The sequence below is a fragment of the Methylobacterium sp. P3_A11 genome (genome assembly GCF_056403155.1).
Window position 1 is genome coordinate 1 of the sequence record NZ_JBFUGA010000034.1, and the last position, 18,038, is coordinate 18,038.

Annotated in this window: 13 protein-coding genes; 5 read left to right on the top strand and 8 right to left on the bottom strand. The window is 70.0% G+C overall.

Going from position 1 to position 18,038, the window contains the following annotated elements; genetic code table 11:
* From AC1DXK_RS12830 to AC1DXK_RS12845, 4 genes are all read right to left on the bottom strand, one after another.
* A partial coding sequence (locus AC1DXK_RS12830) for an efflux RND transporter permease subunit (RefSeq protein WP_477297951.1) occupies positions 1–2,395 on the bottom strand: 2,395 nt, incomplete at its 3' end.
* Between the two features lie 370 nt (positions 2,396–2,765).
* Entirely contained in the window at positions 2,766–5,888 is a 3,123-nt protein-coding gene (locus AC1DXK_RS12835) for an MdtB/MuxB family multidrug efflux RND transporter permease subunit (protein WP_457107356.1), read from the bottom strand.
* Positions 5,889–6,162: 274 nt separating this feature from the next.
* Positions 6,163–7,569, bottom strand: a complete 1,407-nt coding sequence (locus AC1DXK_RS12840) for an MdtA/MuxA family multidrug efflux RND transporter periplasmic adaptor subunit (protein WP_457107357.1) — start codon at positions 7,567–7,569, stop codon at positions 6,163–6,165.
* A 293-nt stretch (positions 7,570–7,862) separates the two neighbouring features.
* Positions 7,863–8,039, bottom strand: a complete 177-nt coding sequence (locus AC1DXK_RS12845; RefSeq protein ID WP_457107358.1) for a hypothetical protein — start codon at positions 8,037–8,039, stop codon at positions 7,863–7,865.
* Positions 8,040–8,424: 385 nt separating this feature from the next.
* Here AC1DXK_RS12845 and AC1DXK_RS12850 point away from each other — a divergent pair, with 385 nt between their 5' ends.
* The 4 genes from AC1DXK_RS12850 (at position 8,425) to AC1DXK_RS12865 (ending at position 12,408) form a co-directional block, all read left to right on the top strand.
* Positions 8,425–9,579, top strand: a complete 1,155-nt coding sequence (locus AC1DXK_RS12850) for an aminotransferase (protein ID WP_457107359.1) — start codon at positions 8,425–8,427, stop codon at positions 9,577–9,579.
* Positions 9,580–9,660: 81 nt separating this feature from the next.
* On the top strand, positions 9,661–10,155 hold the full coding sequence (locus AC1DXK_RS12855) for a DUF4112 domain-containing protein (RefSeq protein ID WP_457107360.1): 495 nt from the start codon (positions 9,661–9,663) through the stop codon (positions 10,153–10,155).
* A 97-nt stretch (positions 10,156–10,252) separates the two neighbouring features.
* Positions 10,253–11,473, top strand: a complete 1,221-nt coding sequence (locus AC1DXK_RS12860) for an ABC transporter permease (RefSeq protein WP_457107361.1) — start codon at positions 10,253–10,255, stop codon at positions 11,471–11,473.
* 392 nt (positions 11,474–11,865) lie between these two features.
* Positions 11,866–12,408 carry a Ros/MucR family transcriptional regulator gene (locus AC1DXK_RS12865; protein WP_457107362.1) on the top strand — a complete coding sequence of 181 codons (543 nt, stop codon included), beginning with the start codon at positions 11,866–11,868 and terminating at the stop codon, positions 12,406–12,408.
* 56 nt (positions 12,409–12,464) lie between these two features.
* On the opposite strand, the gene AC1DXK_RS12870 is transcribed toward AC1DXK_RS12865, so the two are convergent.
* Complete coding sequence (locus AC1DXK_RS12870) at positions 12,465–13,898, bottom strand: FAD-linked oxidase C-terminal domain-containing protein (RefSeq protein ID WP_457107363.1); 1,434 nt, start codon at positions 13,896–13,898, stop codon at positions 12,465–12,467.
* 207 nt (positions 13,899–14,105) lie between these two features.
* Here AC1DXK_RS12870 and AC1DXK_RS12875 point away from each other — a divergent pair, with 207 nt between their 5' ends.
* Positions 14,106–15,143, top strand: coding sequence for a KpsF/GutQ family sugar-phosphate isomerase (locus tag AC1DXK_RS12875; protein WP_457107364.1), 1,038 nt, complete (start codon positions 14,106–14,108; stop codon positions 15,141–15,143).
* A 171-nt stretch (positions 15,144–15,314) separates the two neighbouring features.
* Here the strand turns inward: AC1DXK_RS12875 and AC1DXK_RS12880 are convergent, their stop codons facing one another.
* The 3 genes from AC1DXK_RS12880 to AC1DXK_RS12890 form a co-directional block, all read right to left on the bottom strand.
* Positions 15,315–16,106, bottom strand: coding sequence for an SHOCT domain-containing protein (locus tag AC1DXK_RS12880; RefSeq protein ID WP_477297956.1), 792 nt, complete (start codon positions 16,104–16,106; stop codon positions 15,315–15,317).
* 156 nt (positions 16,107–16,262) lie between these two features.
* Positions 16,263–16,862: a nitroreductase family protein gene (locus AC1DXK_RS12885; RefSeq protein ID WP_457107366.1), complete on the bottom strand. Its 600-nt coding sequence runs from the start codon at positions 16,860–16,862 to the stop codon at positions 16,263–16,265.
* A gap of 81 nt (positions 16,863–16,943) precedes the next feature.
* Positions 16,944–18,011 carry a GSCFA domain-containing protein gene (locus tag AC1DXK_RS12890; RefSeq protein WP_457107367.1) on the bottom strand — a complete coding sequence of 356 codons (1,068 nt, stop codon included), beginning with the start codon at positions 18,009–18,011 and terminating at the stop codon, positions 16,944–16,946.
* Positions 18,012–18,038 lie beyond the last annotated feature (27 nt).

An 18,038-nucleotide genomic window follows, 5' to 3' on the forward strand; every position in this document is an offset into this window, starting at 1 on the left:
CCGCCACCGTGCCGGCCACCGCGTTGGTGGTGGCCGCACCCGGCGCGTTGCCGCCCGAGGTCGAGACGTAGATCTGCTTGAGCGTCTCCGGCGTCTCCAGGTAGCGCGGCGCGATCTCCATCACGACGTGGTACTGGTTCAGCGGATTGTAGATCGTCGAGACCTGGCGCTGGCCGAAGGCGTCATAGAGGGTGTTGTCGATCTTGTTCGGCGTGATGCCGTAGCGGAACGCGGTCGCCCGGTCGATCACGACCCGGCTCTCCAGCCCGCCTTCCTGCTGGTCGGACGTCACGTCCGCGAAGGTGGGATCCTTCTGGAGGGCGGCCACCAGCTTCGGGGCGGCGGCGAACAGCTCCTCGGCGGTATCCCCCTGGAGGGTGTACTGGTACTGGGCGAAGCTCTGGCGCCCGCCCATCTGCAGGTCCTGGCGCGGGAAGACGTAGAGCCGCGCGCCCGCGACCTGCGCGAGCTTCGGCCGCAGCCGCGCCATCACGGCCGAGATCGGCGCCCGCTCGTTGAGGGGCTTCAAGCCGACGAACACATTGGCCGAGTTAGTGCCGCGGCCGCCCGTGAAGCCGACGACGCTTTCCACCGCCGGGTCCGCGCCGACGATCGCGGTCGCCTGCTTGAGCTTCTTCTCCATCGACTGGAACGAGATGCGCTGGTCGGCCTGGATGCCGCCCATCATCTGCCCGGTATCCTGCTCGGGGAAGAAGCCCTTCGGGACGATCACGTAGAGGTAGACGTTGAGACCCACCGTGGCGAGCAGGCTCAGCAGGACGAGGCGGGGATGCGCGAGCGCCACCGCGAGCGTCCGCGCGTAGGCGCCGAGCAGCCAGGTGAAGCCGCCCTCCAGGATCCGGATCAGCCAGTTCGGTCGCCGCCCCGCCGGGGGTTCGCCGTTCGGGCCGTGCCCCTCGGCCCGGAGCAACCGGGCACACATCATGGGGGTCGTGGTGAGCGACAACACCAAGGAAATCAGGATCGACAGGGACAGGGTGACGGAGAATTCCTGGAAGATCCGACCGACGAGGCCGCCCATCAACAGGATCGGCAGGAATACCGCGATGAGCGACAGGCTCATCGAGATCACCGTGAAGCCGACCTCCCGGGCGCCGATCAGCGCCGCCTGGAGCCGGGGCTTGCCCTCCTCGATGTGCCGCTGGACGTTCTCCAGCACCACGATGGCGTCGTCGACGACGAAGCCGGTGCCGATGATCAGGGCGGTGAGCGACAGGATGTTGAGCGAGTAGCCGAGCAGGTACATCGCCGAGAAGGTGCCGATGATCGAGATCGGCACGGCGACCGCCGGAACCAGGGTGGCCCGCCAGGAGCGCAGAAACCCGAACACCACCAGGATGACGAGGCCGACCGCCACCAGCAGCGTCTCCTCGGTGGCCGAGAGCGAGGCGCGGATCGTGGCGCTGCGGTCGCCGGTGAGCTTGATGTCGATGCCGCCGGGGAGCGCCGCGGTGATCTGCGGCAGGGCCTCCTTCACGGCGTTGATGGTCTCGACCACGTTGGCGCCGGGCTGCTTGTAGACGAACAGCAGCACGCCGGACTTGCCGTTGACGATGCCGAGGTTGCGCTTGTCCTCGACGCCGTCGAGCACCTGGCCGACATCGGTGAGCTTCACCGCCGCGCCGTTGCGGTAGGCCACGATGATGTCGCGGTAATCGGCGGCCTTGCGGCCCTGGTCGTTGGCGTAGAGCTGGTAACGGCGGTCCCCGGCATCGATCTCGCCCTTGGGCGAGTTGGCGTTGGCGGAGGCGAGCGCCGCCCGGATGCCCTCCAGGCCGATGCCGTAGTTGAACAGGGCCGTCGGATCGAGTTCGACCCGCACGGCCGGCAGGGACGAGCCGCCGATATCGACGTTGCCGACACCGGGGAGCTGCGAGAGCTTCTGCTGCACGACGGTGGCGGCGGAATCGTAGACCTGGCCGCGGGTCAGCGTCTCCGAGGTCATGCCGAGGATGATGATCGGCGTGTCGGCGGGGTTGAACTTCCGGTAGGTCGGGTTCTGCCGGAGGGCCGTCGGCAGGTCGGCGCGGGCGGCGTTGATGGCGGCCTGCACGTCGCGGGCCGCGCCGTCGATGTCGCGATTCAGGCCGAACAGCAGGACGATCCGGGTGGAGCCCAGCGCGTTTGTGGACGTCATCTCGTTGACGTCCGCGATGGCGCCGAGCCGCCGTTCGAGGGGCGCCGCCACGGTGGTGGCCATGGTCTCGGGCGAGGCCCCGGCCATCTGCGCCTGGACGAGGATGACCGGGAAGTCGATCTGCGGCAGCGGCGCCACCGGCAGCTTCAGGAAGGCGAACAGCCCGGCGAGCAGCACGCCGATCGTGAGCAGCGTGGTCGCCACCGGCCGCCGGATGAACGGCTCGGAGATGTTCACGGGTGGGGGCTCCCGGCTTCAGGCCAGGACGCCAGCTGCGTGAGAGACGGTGTCGGGCCACCGACCTTCGTCGCGGCAGGGGTGTTCGCCCCAATCGGTCGGTGACCGGTGTCGGTGGCAAAGCGCGACCTGCCCCCTCTCCCGTGCGAGAGAGGGTTGGGGTGAGGGGCGAGAACGTTCAGGATGGAGCACGCCATCGACGTACGGAGCCGTCGCGACTTCTCCGGATGCCGCACACCCCTCACCCTGTCCCTCTCCCGAACGGGAGCGGGGACCCGCGCTCCAGACAGCAGCTTTAGGGCCGCCTGCGACGGCTGACACCGCAAGCCCGCCGAGGGGGGAGGGAGAGCCGCGGGATCGTCCCGCCCCGTCACGGCAACACCTCGCCGCCTTCAATCTCCGGGCGCCGCCCGGAAATCCGCCGCTCCAGCCGGTCAAAAGCCAAATAAATCACCGGCGTCGTGAACAGGGTCAGCACTTGGCTGACGATCAGGCCGCCGGCGATGCAGATGCCCAGCGGCTGGCGCAGCTCCGAGCCGACGCCGGTGCCGAGGATCAGCGGCACCGCGGCGAAGAGCGCCGCCAGCGTCGTCATCAGGATCGGCCGGAAGCGCAGGAGGCAGGCCTGGAAGATCGCCTCGCGGGGCTCGAGCCCGTCCTCGCGCTCCGCCTGGAGCGCGAAGTCGATCATCATGATCGCGTTCTTCTTCACGATGCCGATCAGCAGCACGATGCCGATCACCGCGATGATGTCGAGCGACAACCCGAACAGCATCAGGCCGAGCAGCGCCCCGATCCCCGCCGACGGCAGGGTCGAGAGGATCGTGATCGGGTGGATGAAGCTCTCGTAGAGCACGCCCAGCACGATGTAGACCGTGACGATCGCCGCGAGCACCAGGAACAGCTCGTTGCCGAGCGCCGACTGGAAGGCGAAGACCGAGCCCTGCGGCACCACGCGGAACGAGGGCGGCAGCCCGATCGCGGCCCTGACCCCGTCGATCGCCTCCACGGCCTGGCCCAGGGCCGCGCCCGGGGCGAGGTTGAACGACACGGTGGTGGCCGGGAACTGGCCGAGATGCGAGATCAGGAGCGGCGCCCGCCGCTCGCTGATCCGCGCCACCGCGGAGAGCGGCACCTGCCCGTTGGTCGCCGTCGACGAGGGCAGGTAGATCGCGTCAAGGCTGCGCAGGGTCGTGTGCAGCTTCGGATCGGCCTCCAGGATCACCCGGTACTGGTTGGACTGGGTGAAGATCGTCGAGATGATGCGCTGGCCGAAGGCGTCGTAGAGGGCGTTGTCGATCGTGGCCGGGGTGATGCCGTAGCGGCCGGCGGTGGGCCGGTCGATGGTCACGTAGGCGGCGAGTCCCTGGCCCTGGTGGTCGCTCGCCACGTCGGCCACCACGGGCGACTTCGCCAACGCCTCGGTGAAGCGCGGCACCCAGGTCTCGAAATCGTCGATGTTCGGGCTCTCGAGGATGACCTGGTACTGGGTCGCCGAGACCGCGGTGTCGATGGTCAGGTCCTGGACCGGCTGCATGTAGAGCCGCATGCCGGGCTGATGGGCGGCGGCCGCCGAGATCCGCCGGATGATCGCGCTGGCGGAGGCCGTGCGCGCCGCCTGGGGTTTCAGGTTGATCAGCATCCGGCCGGAATTCAGCGTGACGTTCTGGCCGTCGACCCCGATGAACGAGGACAGGCTCGCCACGTCCGGATCCTTCAGGACGATCTCGGCCATCCGCTGCTGGCGCTCGGCCATGGCCGCGTAGGAGACCGACTGGTCGGCCTGGGTGATGCCCTGGATCACGCCGGTGTCCTGCACCGGGAAGAAGCCCTTGGGGATCACCACGAACAGGTAGACGGTGAGTCCCAGCGTGCCCAGAGCCACCAGCAGCGTCAGGCCCTGGTGGTCGAGGACCACCCGCAGGGAGCGCCCGTACGACGCGATCGTGCCGTCGATGGCGCGTCGGCCGAGGCGGGACAGAGCGCCCTCCCGCCGGCGGGGCGCGGCCTCGGGCACGTGCTTCAGGAGCCGCGCGCACAGCATCGGCACCAAAGTCAGCGACACCACCGCCGAGATGATGATGGTCGCCGCCAGGGTGATGGCGAATTCGTGGAACAGCCGCCCGACCACGTCGCCCATGAACAGGAGCGGGATCAGCACCGCGATCAGCGAGACGGTCAGCGAGATGATGGTGAAGCCGATCTCGCGCGAGCCCTTGAGCGCCGCCTCCAGGGGCGAGTCGCCGGCCTCCACGTGGCGGGCGATGTTCTCGATCACCACGATGGCGTCGTCGACCACGAAGCCGGTGGCGATGGTGAGCGCCATCAGCGACAGGTTGTCGAGGGAGAAGCCGTAGAGGTCCATCACCGACAGGGCGCCGACCAGCGACAGGGGCACCGACAGGCTCGGGATCAGGGTCGCCGACAGGCTGCGCAGGAACAAGAAGATCACCAGCACCACCAGGGCGATGGCGAGGCCGAGCTCGAACTGCACGTCCTCCACGGAGGCGCGGATCGTGGTGGTCCGGTCGGTGAGCGGCGCCACCGCCACGGCGGCCGGCAGGCTCGCCTGGAGCTGCGGCAGCAGCGACTTGATCTTGTCGACCGTGGCGATGACGTTGGCGCCCGGCTGGCGCTGGATGTTGAGGATCACGGCCGGCGTCGCGTCGGCCCAGGCGCCGAGCTTGGTGTTCTCGGGCCCCTCGACCACGTCGGCCACCTCCGAGAGCATCACCGGGGCGCCGTTGCGGTAGGCGATGATCGCGGAGTTGTAGGCCTTCGGGTCGCGGATCTGGTCGTTGGCGTTGATCGCGTAGGACTGCGTCGGCCCGTCGATCGTGCCTTTCGGCGTGTTGACGTTGAGGTTGGTGATCGTGGTGCGCAGGTCGTCGATGTTGAGGCCGTAGGCGGCGAGCGCCCGCGCGTTGAACCGCACCCGCACGGATGGGCGCTGCCCGCCCGAGATGCTCACGAGGCCGACGCCCGCCACCTGGCTGATCTTCTGGGCCAGGCGCGACTCGGCGAGGTCCCGGACCTGGGTGAGCGGCAGGGTCTTGGAGGTCAGCGCCAGCGTCAGGACCGGCGCGTCGGCCGGGTTGACCTTGGCGTAGACCGGTGGCGCCGGCAGATCCGAGGGCAGCAGGTTGCCGGCGGCATTGATCGCCGCCTGGACCTGCTGCTCGGCGATGTCGAGGGACAGGTCCAGGCTGAACTGCAGGGTGATGACCGAGGCGCCCGCGGAGGACTGCGAGGTCATCTGGTTGAGGTTGGCGAGCTGGCCGAACTGCCGCTCCAGGGGCGCCGTGACCGAGGAGGTCATCACCTCGGGGCTGGCGCCCGGATAAAAGGTCTGGACCTGGATGGTCGGGTAGTCGACGGCCGGCAGCGCCGAGACCGGCAGGTTCAGGTACGACACGCCGCCGACGATCAGGATCGCCAGCATCAGCAGCGTCGTGGCCACCGGGCGGAGGATGAACAGGCGGGACGGGTTCATCGCCGGCGCCCGCTATCCATCCCCGGGCCGGGGAGGGTGACACGTCCGGGCCTCGGGATCGCGAGGGACGGGTCTCCCGGGCTCGCCCTCATCCTGAGGCGCCGAAGCGGAGCGGAGGCCTCGAAGGAGCCCTCCAGACAGCGCTGCGATCCCTGGAGCCTTCCTTCGAGGCTGCTGCGCAGCACCTCAGGATGAGGGTGCGATTGGGACCGGCCTCCCGAAGGATTCCCGCGAACAGGGGCGGTGAGGCCGCGCGTCCTGCGCGCTGCCCCGCTCACTGCGCCTGACGGCGCCGGTGCCGACGACCGCCCTCCGCTGCGCCCTGCGCATCCCCGGCGCCGCCGGCCGACGTGCCGGGCTTCACCTCAGTCTTGCCGTCCGTCCTGCCGTCCGTTTTCGCCGCCGCGGCCTTGCCGTCGCCCGCGGCCGCTTGCGCGCCCTCGGTGATCCGCACCGGCGCGCCGTCCTTCAGCCGGTCGGTGCCGTCGGTGACGACACGGTCGCCGGGGTTCAGGCCGGAGACCACCACGGTGGTGGTCCCGTCGGTCTCGCCGGTCTTGATCGGCCGGACCGTGACCTTGCTGTCCCCGTCCATCAGGTAGACGTAGGTGCCGGGCGTGCCCTGGAGCAGGCTGGAATTCGGCACCAGGGTCGCGCCCCGCACCGTGTCGACGGTCAGCTTGGCGTTGACGAACTGGTTCGGGAACAGCTCCTCGTCGGAATTGTCGAACAGCGCGCGCAGCTTCACCGTGCCGGTGGTCGTGTCGATCTGGTTGTCGACTGTGTCGAGCCGCCCGGTGGCGATCTCGTGGGCGTCGCCGCGGTCATAGGCCCGCACGGTGAGCTTGGCGCCCGCCCGCACCTGCCGCATCACCCGCGCGACGTCGTCCTCCGGCAGGGTGAAGATCACCGAGATCGGGTGCAGCTGGGTCACCACCACGATCGCCGTGGAGGCGGCCGAGATGTAGTTGCCCTGGTCGACCTGCCGCAGGCCCACCCGGCCGTCCACCGGCGACGTGATGTGGGTGTAGGCGATGTTGAGCTTCTGCTGGTCGACGAGTGCCTGGTCGGCCGCGACCGTGCCCTCGTTCTGCTTCACCAGGGCGCCTTGCGTGTCGACGTTCTGCTTCGAGATCGAGTCCTGCCGGTTCAGGGTCTGATAGCGCTGCAGGTCGAGCTTGGAGTTCTGGAGCAGCGCCTGGTCGCGGGCGAGCTGGCCCTGGTACTGGGCGAGCAGCGCCTCGTAGGGCCGTGAATCGATCTGCGCGAGTTCGTCGCCCGCCTTCACGGTCTGGCCCTCGCGGAACTTCACCTGGGTGAGGTAGCCGCTGATCTGCGACTTCACCGTCACGGTGGCCAGCGGCGTCACCGTGCCGAGGCCCTGGAGCACCACCGGCATGTCGCCGGTCGTGACCGCCGCGATGCCCACCGCCTGCGGCATGTCGGCGCCGCCGTGCCGGCCGCCGCGGCCGCCGGTCCGTTGAGCGGTGGCGGGCTCCGCGCCCTTGTCGGTGCGCGCCTCGTACCAGCGATGGCCGATCGCACCGGCGCCGGCGAGCAGCACCAGGATCACGAGCCAGCGGATCGGCCGGAACCGCCGCCTCCGGACGTCGCGCACGGGCGCCTCACCGGGCTGATAGGCCCGGGCCGTGTCGGTCCGGATCGGAGAACTCTCGTTCATGCCTGACTAGAGCACAGGCCGGCCGCCTGCGCGACCGTCGGCACCCTATCCCTCGCTGTCCAAGCCCCCATTCCGGCCTCCGCGGCGTCGCATCCTGCCGCACCCCGGAGAGCCGCGTTGGAGCGGCCCTCCCGTCCGGGTCGACGATTCCGATCCCGCGGGCGGGAGCGTAAGCCCATAACGTTGTCCGGGCTCCGAACGGCTCCCTGCCGCGGCGACATGTTCACCGAACCGCGTCGCCGTGCGGGTCCAGAGGTGCCCGTTCAATGCGCCGTCACTAGGGCGACGAGGTTTCACTCGTGTTGCTGGCTTCCGCCGGATGGATCCGGCGCCGCGTAGGCCCGCAGCACCGCATGGAAGGCCGCGTCCACGGGCCTGACCGCCACGGCGCGGCGCAGGCCGATCCCGAGGCCGCCGATCAGCAGAGCCAGGGCCAGGCAGACGAGGAGGGCGTGCGAGGGGGACCGCATCGTCGGGTTCCGGTGCCGGTCCGGCGATCGGAGCGGACGCCCCCGGACATGCCGAAAGGGCCACCGACCCGCAAGTCGATGGCCCTTCGTGAGGACCGGAGCGGCACCCCGCTGACGGGGCGAGGGGGCGAAGCCCCGCCGGCGGTTGCGCCGCTCCGGCCGTGACCGCAACGTACGGTACGAGTGATGAATGTCAACATTCGTCAGTCGATCGGTGCGAGCTGGAATCGGGGTCTGTGCGAGCGCGCACATTCCGCAACGTGCGGCACCCATGGTAGAGGCCGCGGCGGAGCCGAGTTCCGTCAACAGGTCCTGCCCGCAAATCCCGCCCGCAAATCCCCTTCGGATCGAGCCCACCGATGTCCGGCATCGCGTTCCGCGCCGCATGAATCCCCTCTTCGCCGCGCTCCCGACGACGGTGTTCGAAACCATGTCGCGGCTCGCGCGCGTCCACGGCGCGATCAACCTCGGCCAGGGCTTCCCCGACGATCCGGGCCCCGAGGATGTCCGCGCGCACGGAGCCCGGGCGCTCCGCGAGGGCTGGAACCAGTATCCGCCGATGATGGGGCTGCCGGCCCTGCGGGAGGCGGTCGCCGCCCATTACGCCGCGCACCAGGGTCTCGACCTCGATCCCGAGACCGAGGTGATGGTGACCTCCGGGGCCACCGAGGCGCTGGCCGGGGCGCTCCTGGCGCTGATCGAGCCCGGCGACGAGGTCGTGCTGTTCGCGCCCATGTACGACGCGTACCTGCCCCTCGTCCGGCGTGCCGGCGGCGTGCCGCGGATCGTGGCCCTGCAGCCTCCGGCCTTCCGCCTCGACGAGGCGGCCCTGGCGGAGGCGTTCGGGGCGCGCACCCGGGTCGTGGTGCTGAACAATCCCCTCAATCCGAGCGCGACGCTGTTCGCGCCCGACGACCTCGACCTGCTCGCCCGCTACTGCCGACGCTTCGACGTGACCGCCCTCTGCGACGAGGTATGGGAACACGTGGTGTTCGACGGTGCCCGCCACCGGCCGCTGATGGCGCTGCCCGGGATGCGGGAGCGGACCGTGAAGATCGGCTCGGCGGGCAAGATCTTCTCCCTCACCGGTTGGAAGGTCGGGTTCGTCATGGCCGATGCCCGGCTGATGCGCGGGCTCGCCAAGGCGCACCAGTTCCTCACCTTCACCACGCCCCCGAACCTCCAGGAGGCGGTGGCCTACGGCCTCGGGAAGCCGGTCCCGTGGTTCGAGACGATGCGGGCCGGCTACGCCCGCTCCCGCGACCGGCTGGCCGGCGGCCTGCGCGACCTCGGCTTCACCGTGCTGCCGGCCCAGGCCACGTGGTTCCTCAACATCGACATCGCGGACCTCGGCTACGCCGACGATGCGGCGTTCTGCGAGGCGCTTGTCACCCGGCACGGCGTCGCGGCGATTCCCGTGAGCGCCTTCTACCCGGATGCCGCGGTGCGCAATATCGTCCGGCTGTGCTTCGCCAAGGAGGACGCCACCCTGGATGCGGCTCTCGACCGCATGCGCGGCCTCGCCGGGAGGGCGGCGTGAGCCGCGGGGGCGCCGTCCTTGCGGGGATCCGACCGGGGGGCCACATCGTTGGGCACGATGGCTTCCCCACGGATCCCGACCATGGACTTCACCCAGGCTGCCCAGGCCGGGCGCTTCGCCCGTGCCGAGACCTTGTCCGGCGGCGAGACCCGCTCCGGCCCCCGGCCCGCCTTCCTGTCGGCGGATCTCGGCCGCGAGGCGAGCCTCGCCCGGCTCGAGACGCTGGCTCACCTGATGGACACGGCCTTCGTCATCCCGGGCCTCAACCGGCGGGTCGGGTTCGACGCGCTGATCGGCCTCGTGCCGGTGATCGGCGACGTGGCCGGCATGGTGATCTCGTCCTTCATCGTCTACGAGGCCAAGCGCCTCGGGGCGCCGCGCTGGATGCTCGCCCGGATGGGGCTGAACGTCGCCTTCGACGGGCTGATCGGCGCAGTGCCGCTGGCGGGCGACCTGTTCGATGCCGCCTTCAAGGCCAACCGCCGCAACGTCCGCCTGCTGCGCCGCTGGATGGAGCGCAGCGGCGACGTGCGTCCCACCGAGATCGACGGCACCGCGACCCGGCTCGACGGCTGAGCGCGTCCGGCATCCGCTCCGCAGGCGGTTCAGCGCCCGCCCGGCCGGGTCCCCCGGCGGTGGGATCGCGCGCGGCGTGGTGCGGGAGGCAGCACGGATGAACGAAGTCACCCGTCCCGGTGGCGGCGAGGTCGTGCCGGCGCCGATGCCCGGCGCCCAGCCGCTGGTCCTGCGCCCGGACGAGGGCGCACCGCCCCCGGTCCCGACCGAGGCCGCCGGCCGACGTCTGCGCCTGTCGCCGCTCAACCGGCGCCGCGTCGACAATTTTCGCCGCAACCGGCTCGGCTACGGGTCGTTCCTGATCTTCGCGGTCCTGTTCGTCGCGAGCCTGTTCGCGGAATTCATCGCCAACGACCGCCCGATCCTGCTGTCCTACAAGGGCGAGTGGCTCGTCCCGGTGCTGGTCGACTATCCCGAGGAGAAGTTCGGCGGATTTCTCGCCACGACCGATTACCGGTCCTCCGAGATCCGCAAGGAGATCGCGGCGAACGGCTGGGCGCTGTGGCCGCCGATCCCGTTTTCGTACGACACGATCAACGAGGATCTGCCGACGCCCTCGCCGTCGCCGCCGACTTGGATGCTCACGGACGCGCAGTGCCGGCCCGTGGCGGAGAAACTCGGCGGGACGACCTGCGCGGACATCCCCTGGCACTGGCTCGGCACCGACAACACCACGCGGGACGTGCTCGCGCGGGTGATCTACGGCTTCCGCATCTCGGTGCTGTTCGGCCTGATCCTGGCGGCCATCTCCTCGGCGATCGGCGTGGTGGCCGGGGCCGTGCAAGGCTATTTCGGCGGCTGGGTCGATCTTGCCTTCCAACGCTTCATCGAGGTCTGGGGCGGAATCCCGACCCTCTACCTGATCATCATCATCTCGGCCTTCATCGCCCCGGGCTTCTTCGTGCTGCTCGGGATCATGCTGTTGTTCTCCTGGGTGTCGCTGGTCAGCGTCGTGCGCGCCGAGTTCCTGCGGGCGCGCAACTTCGAATACGTCCGGGCCGCGCGGGCGCTGGGCCTGTCGAACATCCGGATCATGACGGTCCATCTGCTGCCGAACGCCATGGTGGCGACGCTGACCTTCCTACCGTTCATCCTCAACGGCTCGATCACCACCCTCACATCGCTGGACTTCCTGGGATTCGGGCTGCCGCCGGGGTCGCCGTCACTCGGCGAGCTCCTGGCACAGGGGAAGGACAATCTGACGGCCCCGTGGCTCGGATTGACAGGCTTCCTAGTCATCGCCGTGATGTTGAGCCTGCTCGTCTTCGCCGGCGAGGCGGTGCGCGACGCCTTCGACCCGCGCAAGACGTTCGTCTGAGGCCCAGACCGGCGGGCGAAAATGACGCAGGCGGCCGTCATGCGTCCACACAACGGTGCGACGATTGACGGTCGTTCCGGCCCGGTCGGACGGCGACGGTGCGGCACCGTCCGGGATCGGACCCGAACCCGAGGGTAACGGTCTCTGCCGGCAACGAAAACCCGGCCACAGGATCCGACTAGCATTCGCGGGTCCGGCGGGGACAAAACGCCTCAGAAGTGTGCCCGAAGTACCGCCAATGCAACCATACCCTGTAAGCTGCGCAGGGTGTTGCAGACTTAGACTTTCGACAGATCACAGATAATTGTATGGAGCGTCTTGCATTTTTCAGACGCTATCTTAACTCGCGAAAAGTGAGGGTCCCAACAGGCTTTGTGCCCAGGAAAGTGAGAATGTCAGAAGCTGCGCCGACATCGCAATTGGACTACATCGAGCGGACCGTGGACGTCGTCGCGGCCTACGTTTCCAACAACTCGCTGCCGTCGGCCGATCTGCCGGCGCTGATCGCCAGCATCCACGAGGCGCTCAACACGATCGGATCCGGCCCCGCCGCCGCGACCGCCGAGAGCGTCGAGCGGCCGACGCCCGCGCAGATCCGCAAGTCGATTCGTCCCGACGGACTGGTCAGCTTCATCGACGGCAAGCCGTACAAGACGCTCAAGCGTCACCTGACCAAGCACGGGCTTGATCCGCAGAGCTACCGCGAGCGCTACGGTCTGCCGACCGATTACCCGACCACCTCGGCGAATTACTCGGCGCAACGCTCGGCCCTCGCCAAGAGCCTGGGGCTCGGCCAGCCCGGACGCGCCCAGTCCGCCGACAAGGACGAGTCCGAGCACGCCGAAGAAGCATCCGGCCCCGCGCAGGGCCGCCGCAAGGGCGGGGCCACCGCCGGCAAGGGCCGCGGCGCGAGCCGCAAGGTCGAGGCTGCCTGATCGTCCGGGACGCCGCGGTCGGAACCGGGACCCGGTTCAGGCCAAGGCGGCCCTGATCAGGCTGCGAGCCGCCCGTCCAGCGGAAAGACCTTGGCGGGGTTCAGCATCCAGTCGGGATCGAACACCGCCTTGACCCGCATCTGCTGCTCGAGATCGACCTGATCGTACTGGAAGCGCATCAGGTCGCGCTTCTCGATACCGACCCCGTGCTCGCCGGTGAGGCAGCCGCCGACCGCGACGCAGAGTTTCAGGATCTCGTCGCCGGCGGCCTCGGCCTTCTGCAACTCGCCGGGCCGGTTGATGTCGAACAGGATCAGCGGGTGCAGGTTGCCGTCGCCCGCGTGGAACACGTTGGCGACCCGCAACCCTTTCTCGGCGCAGATCGCGCCGATCCGTTCCAGCACCGGCCCGAGCTGGCCGGTGGGAATCGTGCCGTCCATGCAGATGTAGTCGGAGATCCGGCCGGTGGCGCCGAAGGCCGACTTGCGGCCCTTCCAGATCGCCGCGGATTCGGCCTCCGAGCGCGAGACCCGCACGCTGGTCGGGCGGAAGTCCTTCGCGATCCGCTCGATCCGCGCCAGCATCGCGTCGCACTCGGTGTCCGAGCCCTCGACCTCGATGATCAGCATCGCCTCGGCGTCGCGGGGATAGCCGGCCTGGGCGAAATCCTCGGTGATGAGGATCGCCTCCCGGTCCATGTACTCGATCGCCACCGGGATGATGCCGGCCGCGATGATCGCCGCCACGCAGTCGCCGGCATCCTCGACCTTCGAGAAGCCCACGAGGACCGGCCGCGCCCCTTCCGCCGCGCGCAGGATCCGCACGGTGGCCTCGGTGACGATCCCGAGCTGCCCCTCCGAGCCGCAGACGAGGCCGAGCAGGTCGTAGCCGCCGCTGTCGAGGTGCGGGCCACCGATCTCCACGACGGTGCCGTCGTTGAGCACCAGGGTGACGCCCAGCAGGTTGTTGGTGGTCACGCCGTATTTGAGGCAGTGGGCGCCGCCGGAATTCATCGCAATGTTGCCCGCGATGGTGCAGGCGAGCTGGCTCGACGGGTCGGGGGCGTAGAAGAAGCCCTCGTGGCTGACCGCGCCGGAGATCGCCAGGTTGGTGATACCGCTCTGCACCCGGGCGGTGCGGTTGGCGAAGTCGAGGTCGAGGACCTTGGTCATCTTGCCGACGCCCAGGATGATCGCGTCGGCCTGCGCGATGGCCCCGCCCGCCAGCGAGGTGCCGGCCCCGCGGGGCACGACCCGCACGTTGTTGGCGTGGCAATAGGCCATCACGGCGGCGACTTCTTCCGTCGTGGACGGCAGCACCACGGCCAGCGGCATCTGCCGGTAGGCGGTCAGCCCGTCGGTCTCGAAGGCCCGGCGCTCGTCCTCGCTCACCACCAGGGCCTCCGGCGCCACCAGGGGCGCGAGGCCCGCCAGGATCGCGTCGCGGCGGGCGAGGATCGCGGGGTCGGGATCGGGGAAGCGGATGGTCATGGGGCTTGTGCCCTCCTTCGGCCCGCGTGGCGGGATGGCGCTGCCGCAGCATGGACCCGCCGGCACGGGGCTTCAACCGGGCTGCGGCGCTGCGTCGTCCCCGCGTCACATTTCAACCACGACGACTGCCTAGCGTCACCGCACACGCTTCGCACCGCCGGCCCCTCGGGCCCGCGGACCCGGCCGGACGGGTCCAGAACGGATACGATGAACGCTCCCGCCTCCAGCGCCCTGCGCGACGACCGCCGCGACGACCCCTTCGAAGCGCCGTCCGCGCACCTCGCCACCACCCGCGACCTCGGAATGCGCAGCCTCCAGCTGGGCATCGCGGCCCTGCAGGAGACGGGTGCGGCGTTCCAGGGGCGGCTCGGCGTGGCCTTCGAGGAGGCGGTGCAGACGATCCTGCAGAGCAAGGGCCGGGTCATCGTCAGCGGCATCGGCAAGAGCGGGCATATCGGGCGCAAGATCGCCGCGACGCTGGCCTCCACCGGCACCCACGCCTTCTTCGTCCACCCCACCGAGGCGAGCCACGGCGATCTCGGGATGATCGCCCGGGACGACGTGATCATCGCGTTGTCGTGGTCCGGGGAGACCGCGGAACTGTCCGATCTCGTGGGCTTCAGCCGCCGCTTCTCGATTCCGCTCGTCGCCATCACCCGCAACGGCGAGAGCACGCTGGGCAAGGCCGCCGACGTGCTTCTCGAACTGCCGCGGGTGCGGGAGGCCTGCCCGCACGACCTCGCACCGACCTCCTCCAGTCTGATCCAGCTGGCGCTGGGCGATGCCCTGGCGGTCGCCCTGCTGGAGCGGCGCGGCTTCACCTCGGCGCGCTTCCACACCCTGCATCCCGGCGGCACCCTGGCGGCCCGCCTCAAGACCGTGCAGCAGGTGATGCACGGCCCCCAGGACATGCCGCTGGTGCATGAGACCGCACTGATGTCCGAGGTGCTGATCGAGATCGCGGCGCGGCGCTACGGCTGCGTCGGCGTCACCGACGGGGCCGGACGGCTGGTCGGCATCGTCACGGACGGCGACCTGCGCCGTCACATGGGCCCGGCGATCCTCGACACGCCGGTCTCGACGGTCATGACCCGCGACCCGATCACCGTCGAGCCGCACAAGCTCGCCCAGGCCGCGCTGGAACTGATGAATCGCCGGCTGATCACGGCGGTCTTTGCGGTCACGGACGGCCGGCCGGTCGGCATCGTGCACGTCCACGACCTGCTGCGCGCCGGCATCGCCTGACGTCCGGTCCGGTTCCCCCCGGGATCGGCGGCACCGGCATGGGCTGCGGCCGGAGGGGCATATCCCGACTGGTCAGGATCATACGCCCCAAGGCGAGACGGGAACGGGCGCCATCGCCGGCCGACCGCATGCCTGCGTCGGACCCCGGCCRATGGATGACCTGACCGTCCGCTAAAGCCGAGCCAGCAGCTCCGCCTTCTTGTCCGAGAACTCCCGGTCGGTGAGCACGCCGCGTGCGTGCAGATCGGCCAGCCGCTCGAGCGTCGCGAGCACGTCGCCCGGAGACGACCGGTCCGGCGCCGCGGCGCCGGTGAAGGCTCGGATCTCCGCCGGGTCGGCTTGGCGCGGATCCACCTGCTGCGGATCCACCTGCCGCGGGGCGGCGACCTCCGCCTCGATCCGGCGCAGCCTGTCGAGGGCAACGGCGCCGGCCGGCCCGGTGAAACCGAGGTTGCCGTTCGCCTGCGACACGCCGGTGATGCGGTGATCGCCGGTATCGTAGAGGGCGATGCCCGAGCCCGACTCGACGGCGAGCCGCCGACGCTCCGGAAAATAGGCGTAGCGCATCCCGTCCTGCGCGCCGGTGCTGGCCGGCGATCCCAGACCGGCCGGCCACCACTCGCCGCCGCCGCGCCGCGCCGCGGGCGCGGCGTCCGAGAAACCGCCCGCCGGCAGGGAGCCGGCCAGCTCGGTGCAGAGCGCACCGACCCGCGCCTTCAGGGCATCGTCGAACATCCGGCCGACCATCACCATGCCGCCGGCGAACCACTGGCCCATCCCCCCGAGATCCGGATGGTCGAACTGTGCCATCGTGCCGTGGCCGCGCTCCAGCGCCTGCACGAGATGGCGCACGGCATCGAGGCTGACGCCATGACGCTCGGCCACGCTCTGCAGTCCCGAGACGTGGTCGAACGGTCCGTCATCGAGGAAAACGTCGCGCGGGGCGCGGTCGGACGGGTTCATGAGCCAGCTCCCGATTCGTCGCAGGGCGGACCGGATCGGTGCAGGCCCGGCGCTCCGCCGCTCTCCCTGCCAGGCCTGTGGCGGTGAGCCCCAGGCCGGCGACGCCGGTGCGATGCGGACACAATCCCTGGTCGAAGGCCCCGGTTCCAGCCCGCCTCAGCCCGCGTCGGACGGGAACGCGCCCGCGATGGTGAAGTCCGTGATCGGCCGGCGGCCGTTCGGCGTCTCGCGGGGCCGCTGCTCCTCGGTGAGGTCCGCCTCGGGCGTCTTGCGGCCGACCGCGAAGGCGGCCTCGATCCGGTGGTTCTCGGGCAGGCGCAGGACCTCGGGGGCGCGGACATGGTCGAAGCCGACCATGCCGTGGGCGTGCCAGCCCTGGTGGATCGCCTGGAGCTGGAAGGCCAGCGAGGCGGTGCCGGCGTCGAAGGAGTGGCTGTAGGACGGCTTCAGCTCGTCGCCGACCTTCATGAGCCCGTTCGAGACCAGGAACAGGATCGCGCCGGTGCCGGACACCCATTTCTGATTGCCGGGCACCAGCAGGCCCAGGAAGGTCTCCCAGTTGGCGTCGTCCCGGATCGCGTAGAGGAACCGCCAGGGCTGCGAGTTGTAGGCGGAGGGCGACCAGCGCGCCGCCTCGATCATCCGCATCAGCTCGGATTGGGGCACGGCCTCGCCCGTGAAGGCGCGGGGCGAGTGCCGCTTCACGAAGACCGGATCGATGTCGTGGTCGGCGCGGCGGGACGGGGGCAGGCTCAAGGCATTCGTCTCCGGAGGGGCGGGGCGCCCCGGGCAAGGCCGAGCTTGCCCGAAAGGGCCGGCCGGAGGCAAACCCTGGGCCTACGCCACGCTGCGCTCGATCTCCTCTTCGTCGCAGATCACGCCGGCATTGCCCTCGAACTCGGCCGCGAGGTCGACGGGGGCGTGGGTCGGCGCCGGCGAGACCCGGTCGCGGGCGAAGGTCGCCAGGAACAGGCGCATGACGTGGCGGACGCCCGCGTCGTTGATGGTGCGCTGGTCCTCGTTGTAGTAGCGCCCGGCATTCACGTTGCTCGTGACGATGTCGTAAGCGGGGAAGTAGACCGCCCGCGGGTCGCCGCGGCCGACCACCTCGCCGGCCGCCACCCGCAGCACCGACTTGGAGTAGCTGTTCGACTCCATCACGTGCCGGTCCATGTAGGTGGCGATCATCGGCACCGGCGAGACCGTGAAGATCACCCGCGCCTTCGGGTTCACGCTCCAGAGCCGGTCGAGGAAGCCGTTGAGGTCGCCCAGAACCTCACCCGCGCCCGCGTTGACGCACTCGTAGAGGTCCGGATCGAAGGTGCCGCCCGCGACGCCCGGAGCCAGCGGCAGCGCCGCGCCGTCGGCCCGCCAGCGCCAGCCCTCGGTGAGGCCGAGCGTCAGCACGAACACGTCGAGCGTCTCGAACAGGCGGCGCACCTCGGCGAGGTGCGCGTCGCGCGCCGCGACAACCTCGGCCTCGCTGGCGAAGCCCGCCGGCTCGACCGTGGGACGGAACGGGTCGACGTAGCGGCCGTCGTCGCGCAGCCACGCCTTCAGCTCCGGCTCGAACTTGCCGTAGGCCCGGTCGAAAAGCTGCACGAACTGGCGCGTGTAGTAGAGGTTGCCGTACCGCGCCGAGAACGTGCCGAATTGGCGGGCATTGGCCTCCTCGGCGCTCATGCCGGGGGTCGGCGGCTCGGTCAGGTAGTAGTTGAAGCCGGCGCCGCGCACTGCCTCGGCCACCCGCTGGGCGAAGCAGGACCCGCCAGTGGCGACCTTGTCGGTCGGCCCGATCACGAACGTGTCCTTCGGGTGCGGATTGACCGCGAAGGGCGGCACGTTGGTGACGACCTTGCGCCAGAATCGCTCGGCCGGTAGACCCGTATACGGATTCAACGCCATCTTCGAACCCTCTTCTTCACGACGGCG

Coding starts and splice junctions, on each gene's coding strand:
- AC1DXK_RS12835 (WP_457107356.1), bottom strand. CDS start 5,888: ATGAACCCGTCCCGCCTGTTCATCCTCCGCCCGGTGGCCACGACGCTG.
- AC1DXK_RS12840 (WP_457107357.1), bottom strand. CDS start 7,569: ATGAACGAGAGTTCTCCGATCCGGACCGACACGGCCCGGGCCTATCAG.
- AC1DXK_RS12845 (WP_457107358.1), bottom strand. CDS start 8,039: ATGCGGTCCCCCTCGCACGCCCTCCTCGTCTGCCTGGCCCTGGCTCTG.
- AC1DXK_RS12850 (WP_457107359.1), top strand. CDS start 8,425: ATGAATCCCCTCTTCGCCGCGCTCCCGACGACGGTGTTCGAAACCATG.
- AC1DXK_RS12855 (WP_457107360.1), top strand. CDS start 9,661: ATGGACTTCACCCAGGCTGCCCAGGCCGGGCGCTTCGCCCGTGCCGAG.
- AC1DXK_RS12860 (WP_457107361.1), top strand. CDS start 10,253: ATGAACGAAGTCACCCGTCCCGGTGGCGGCGAGGTCGTGCCGGCGCCG.
- AC1DXK_RS12865 (WP_457107362.1), top strand. CDS start 11,866: ATGTCAGAAGCTGCGCCGACATCGCAATTGGACTACATCGAGCGGACC.
- AC1DXK_RS12870 (WP_457107363.1), bottom strand. CDS start 13,898: ATGACCATCCGCTTCCCCGATCCCGACCCCGCGATCCTCGCCCGCCGC.
- AC1DXK_RS12875 (WP_457107364.1), top strand. CDS start 14,106: ATGAACGCTCCCGCCTCCAGCGCCCTGCGCGACGACCGCCGCGACGAC.
- AC1DXK_RS12880 (WP_477297956.1), bottom strand. CDS start 16,106: ATGAACCCGTCCGACCGCGCCCCGCGCGACGTTTTCCTCGATGACGGA.
- AC1DXK_RS12890 (WP_457107367.1), bottom strand. CDS start 18,011: ATGGCGTTGAATCCGTATACGGGTCTACCGGCCGAGCGATTCTGGCGC.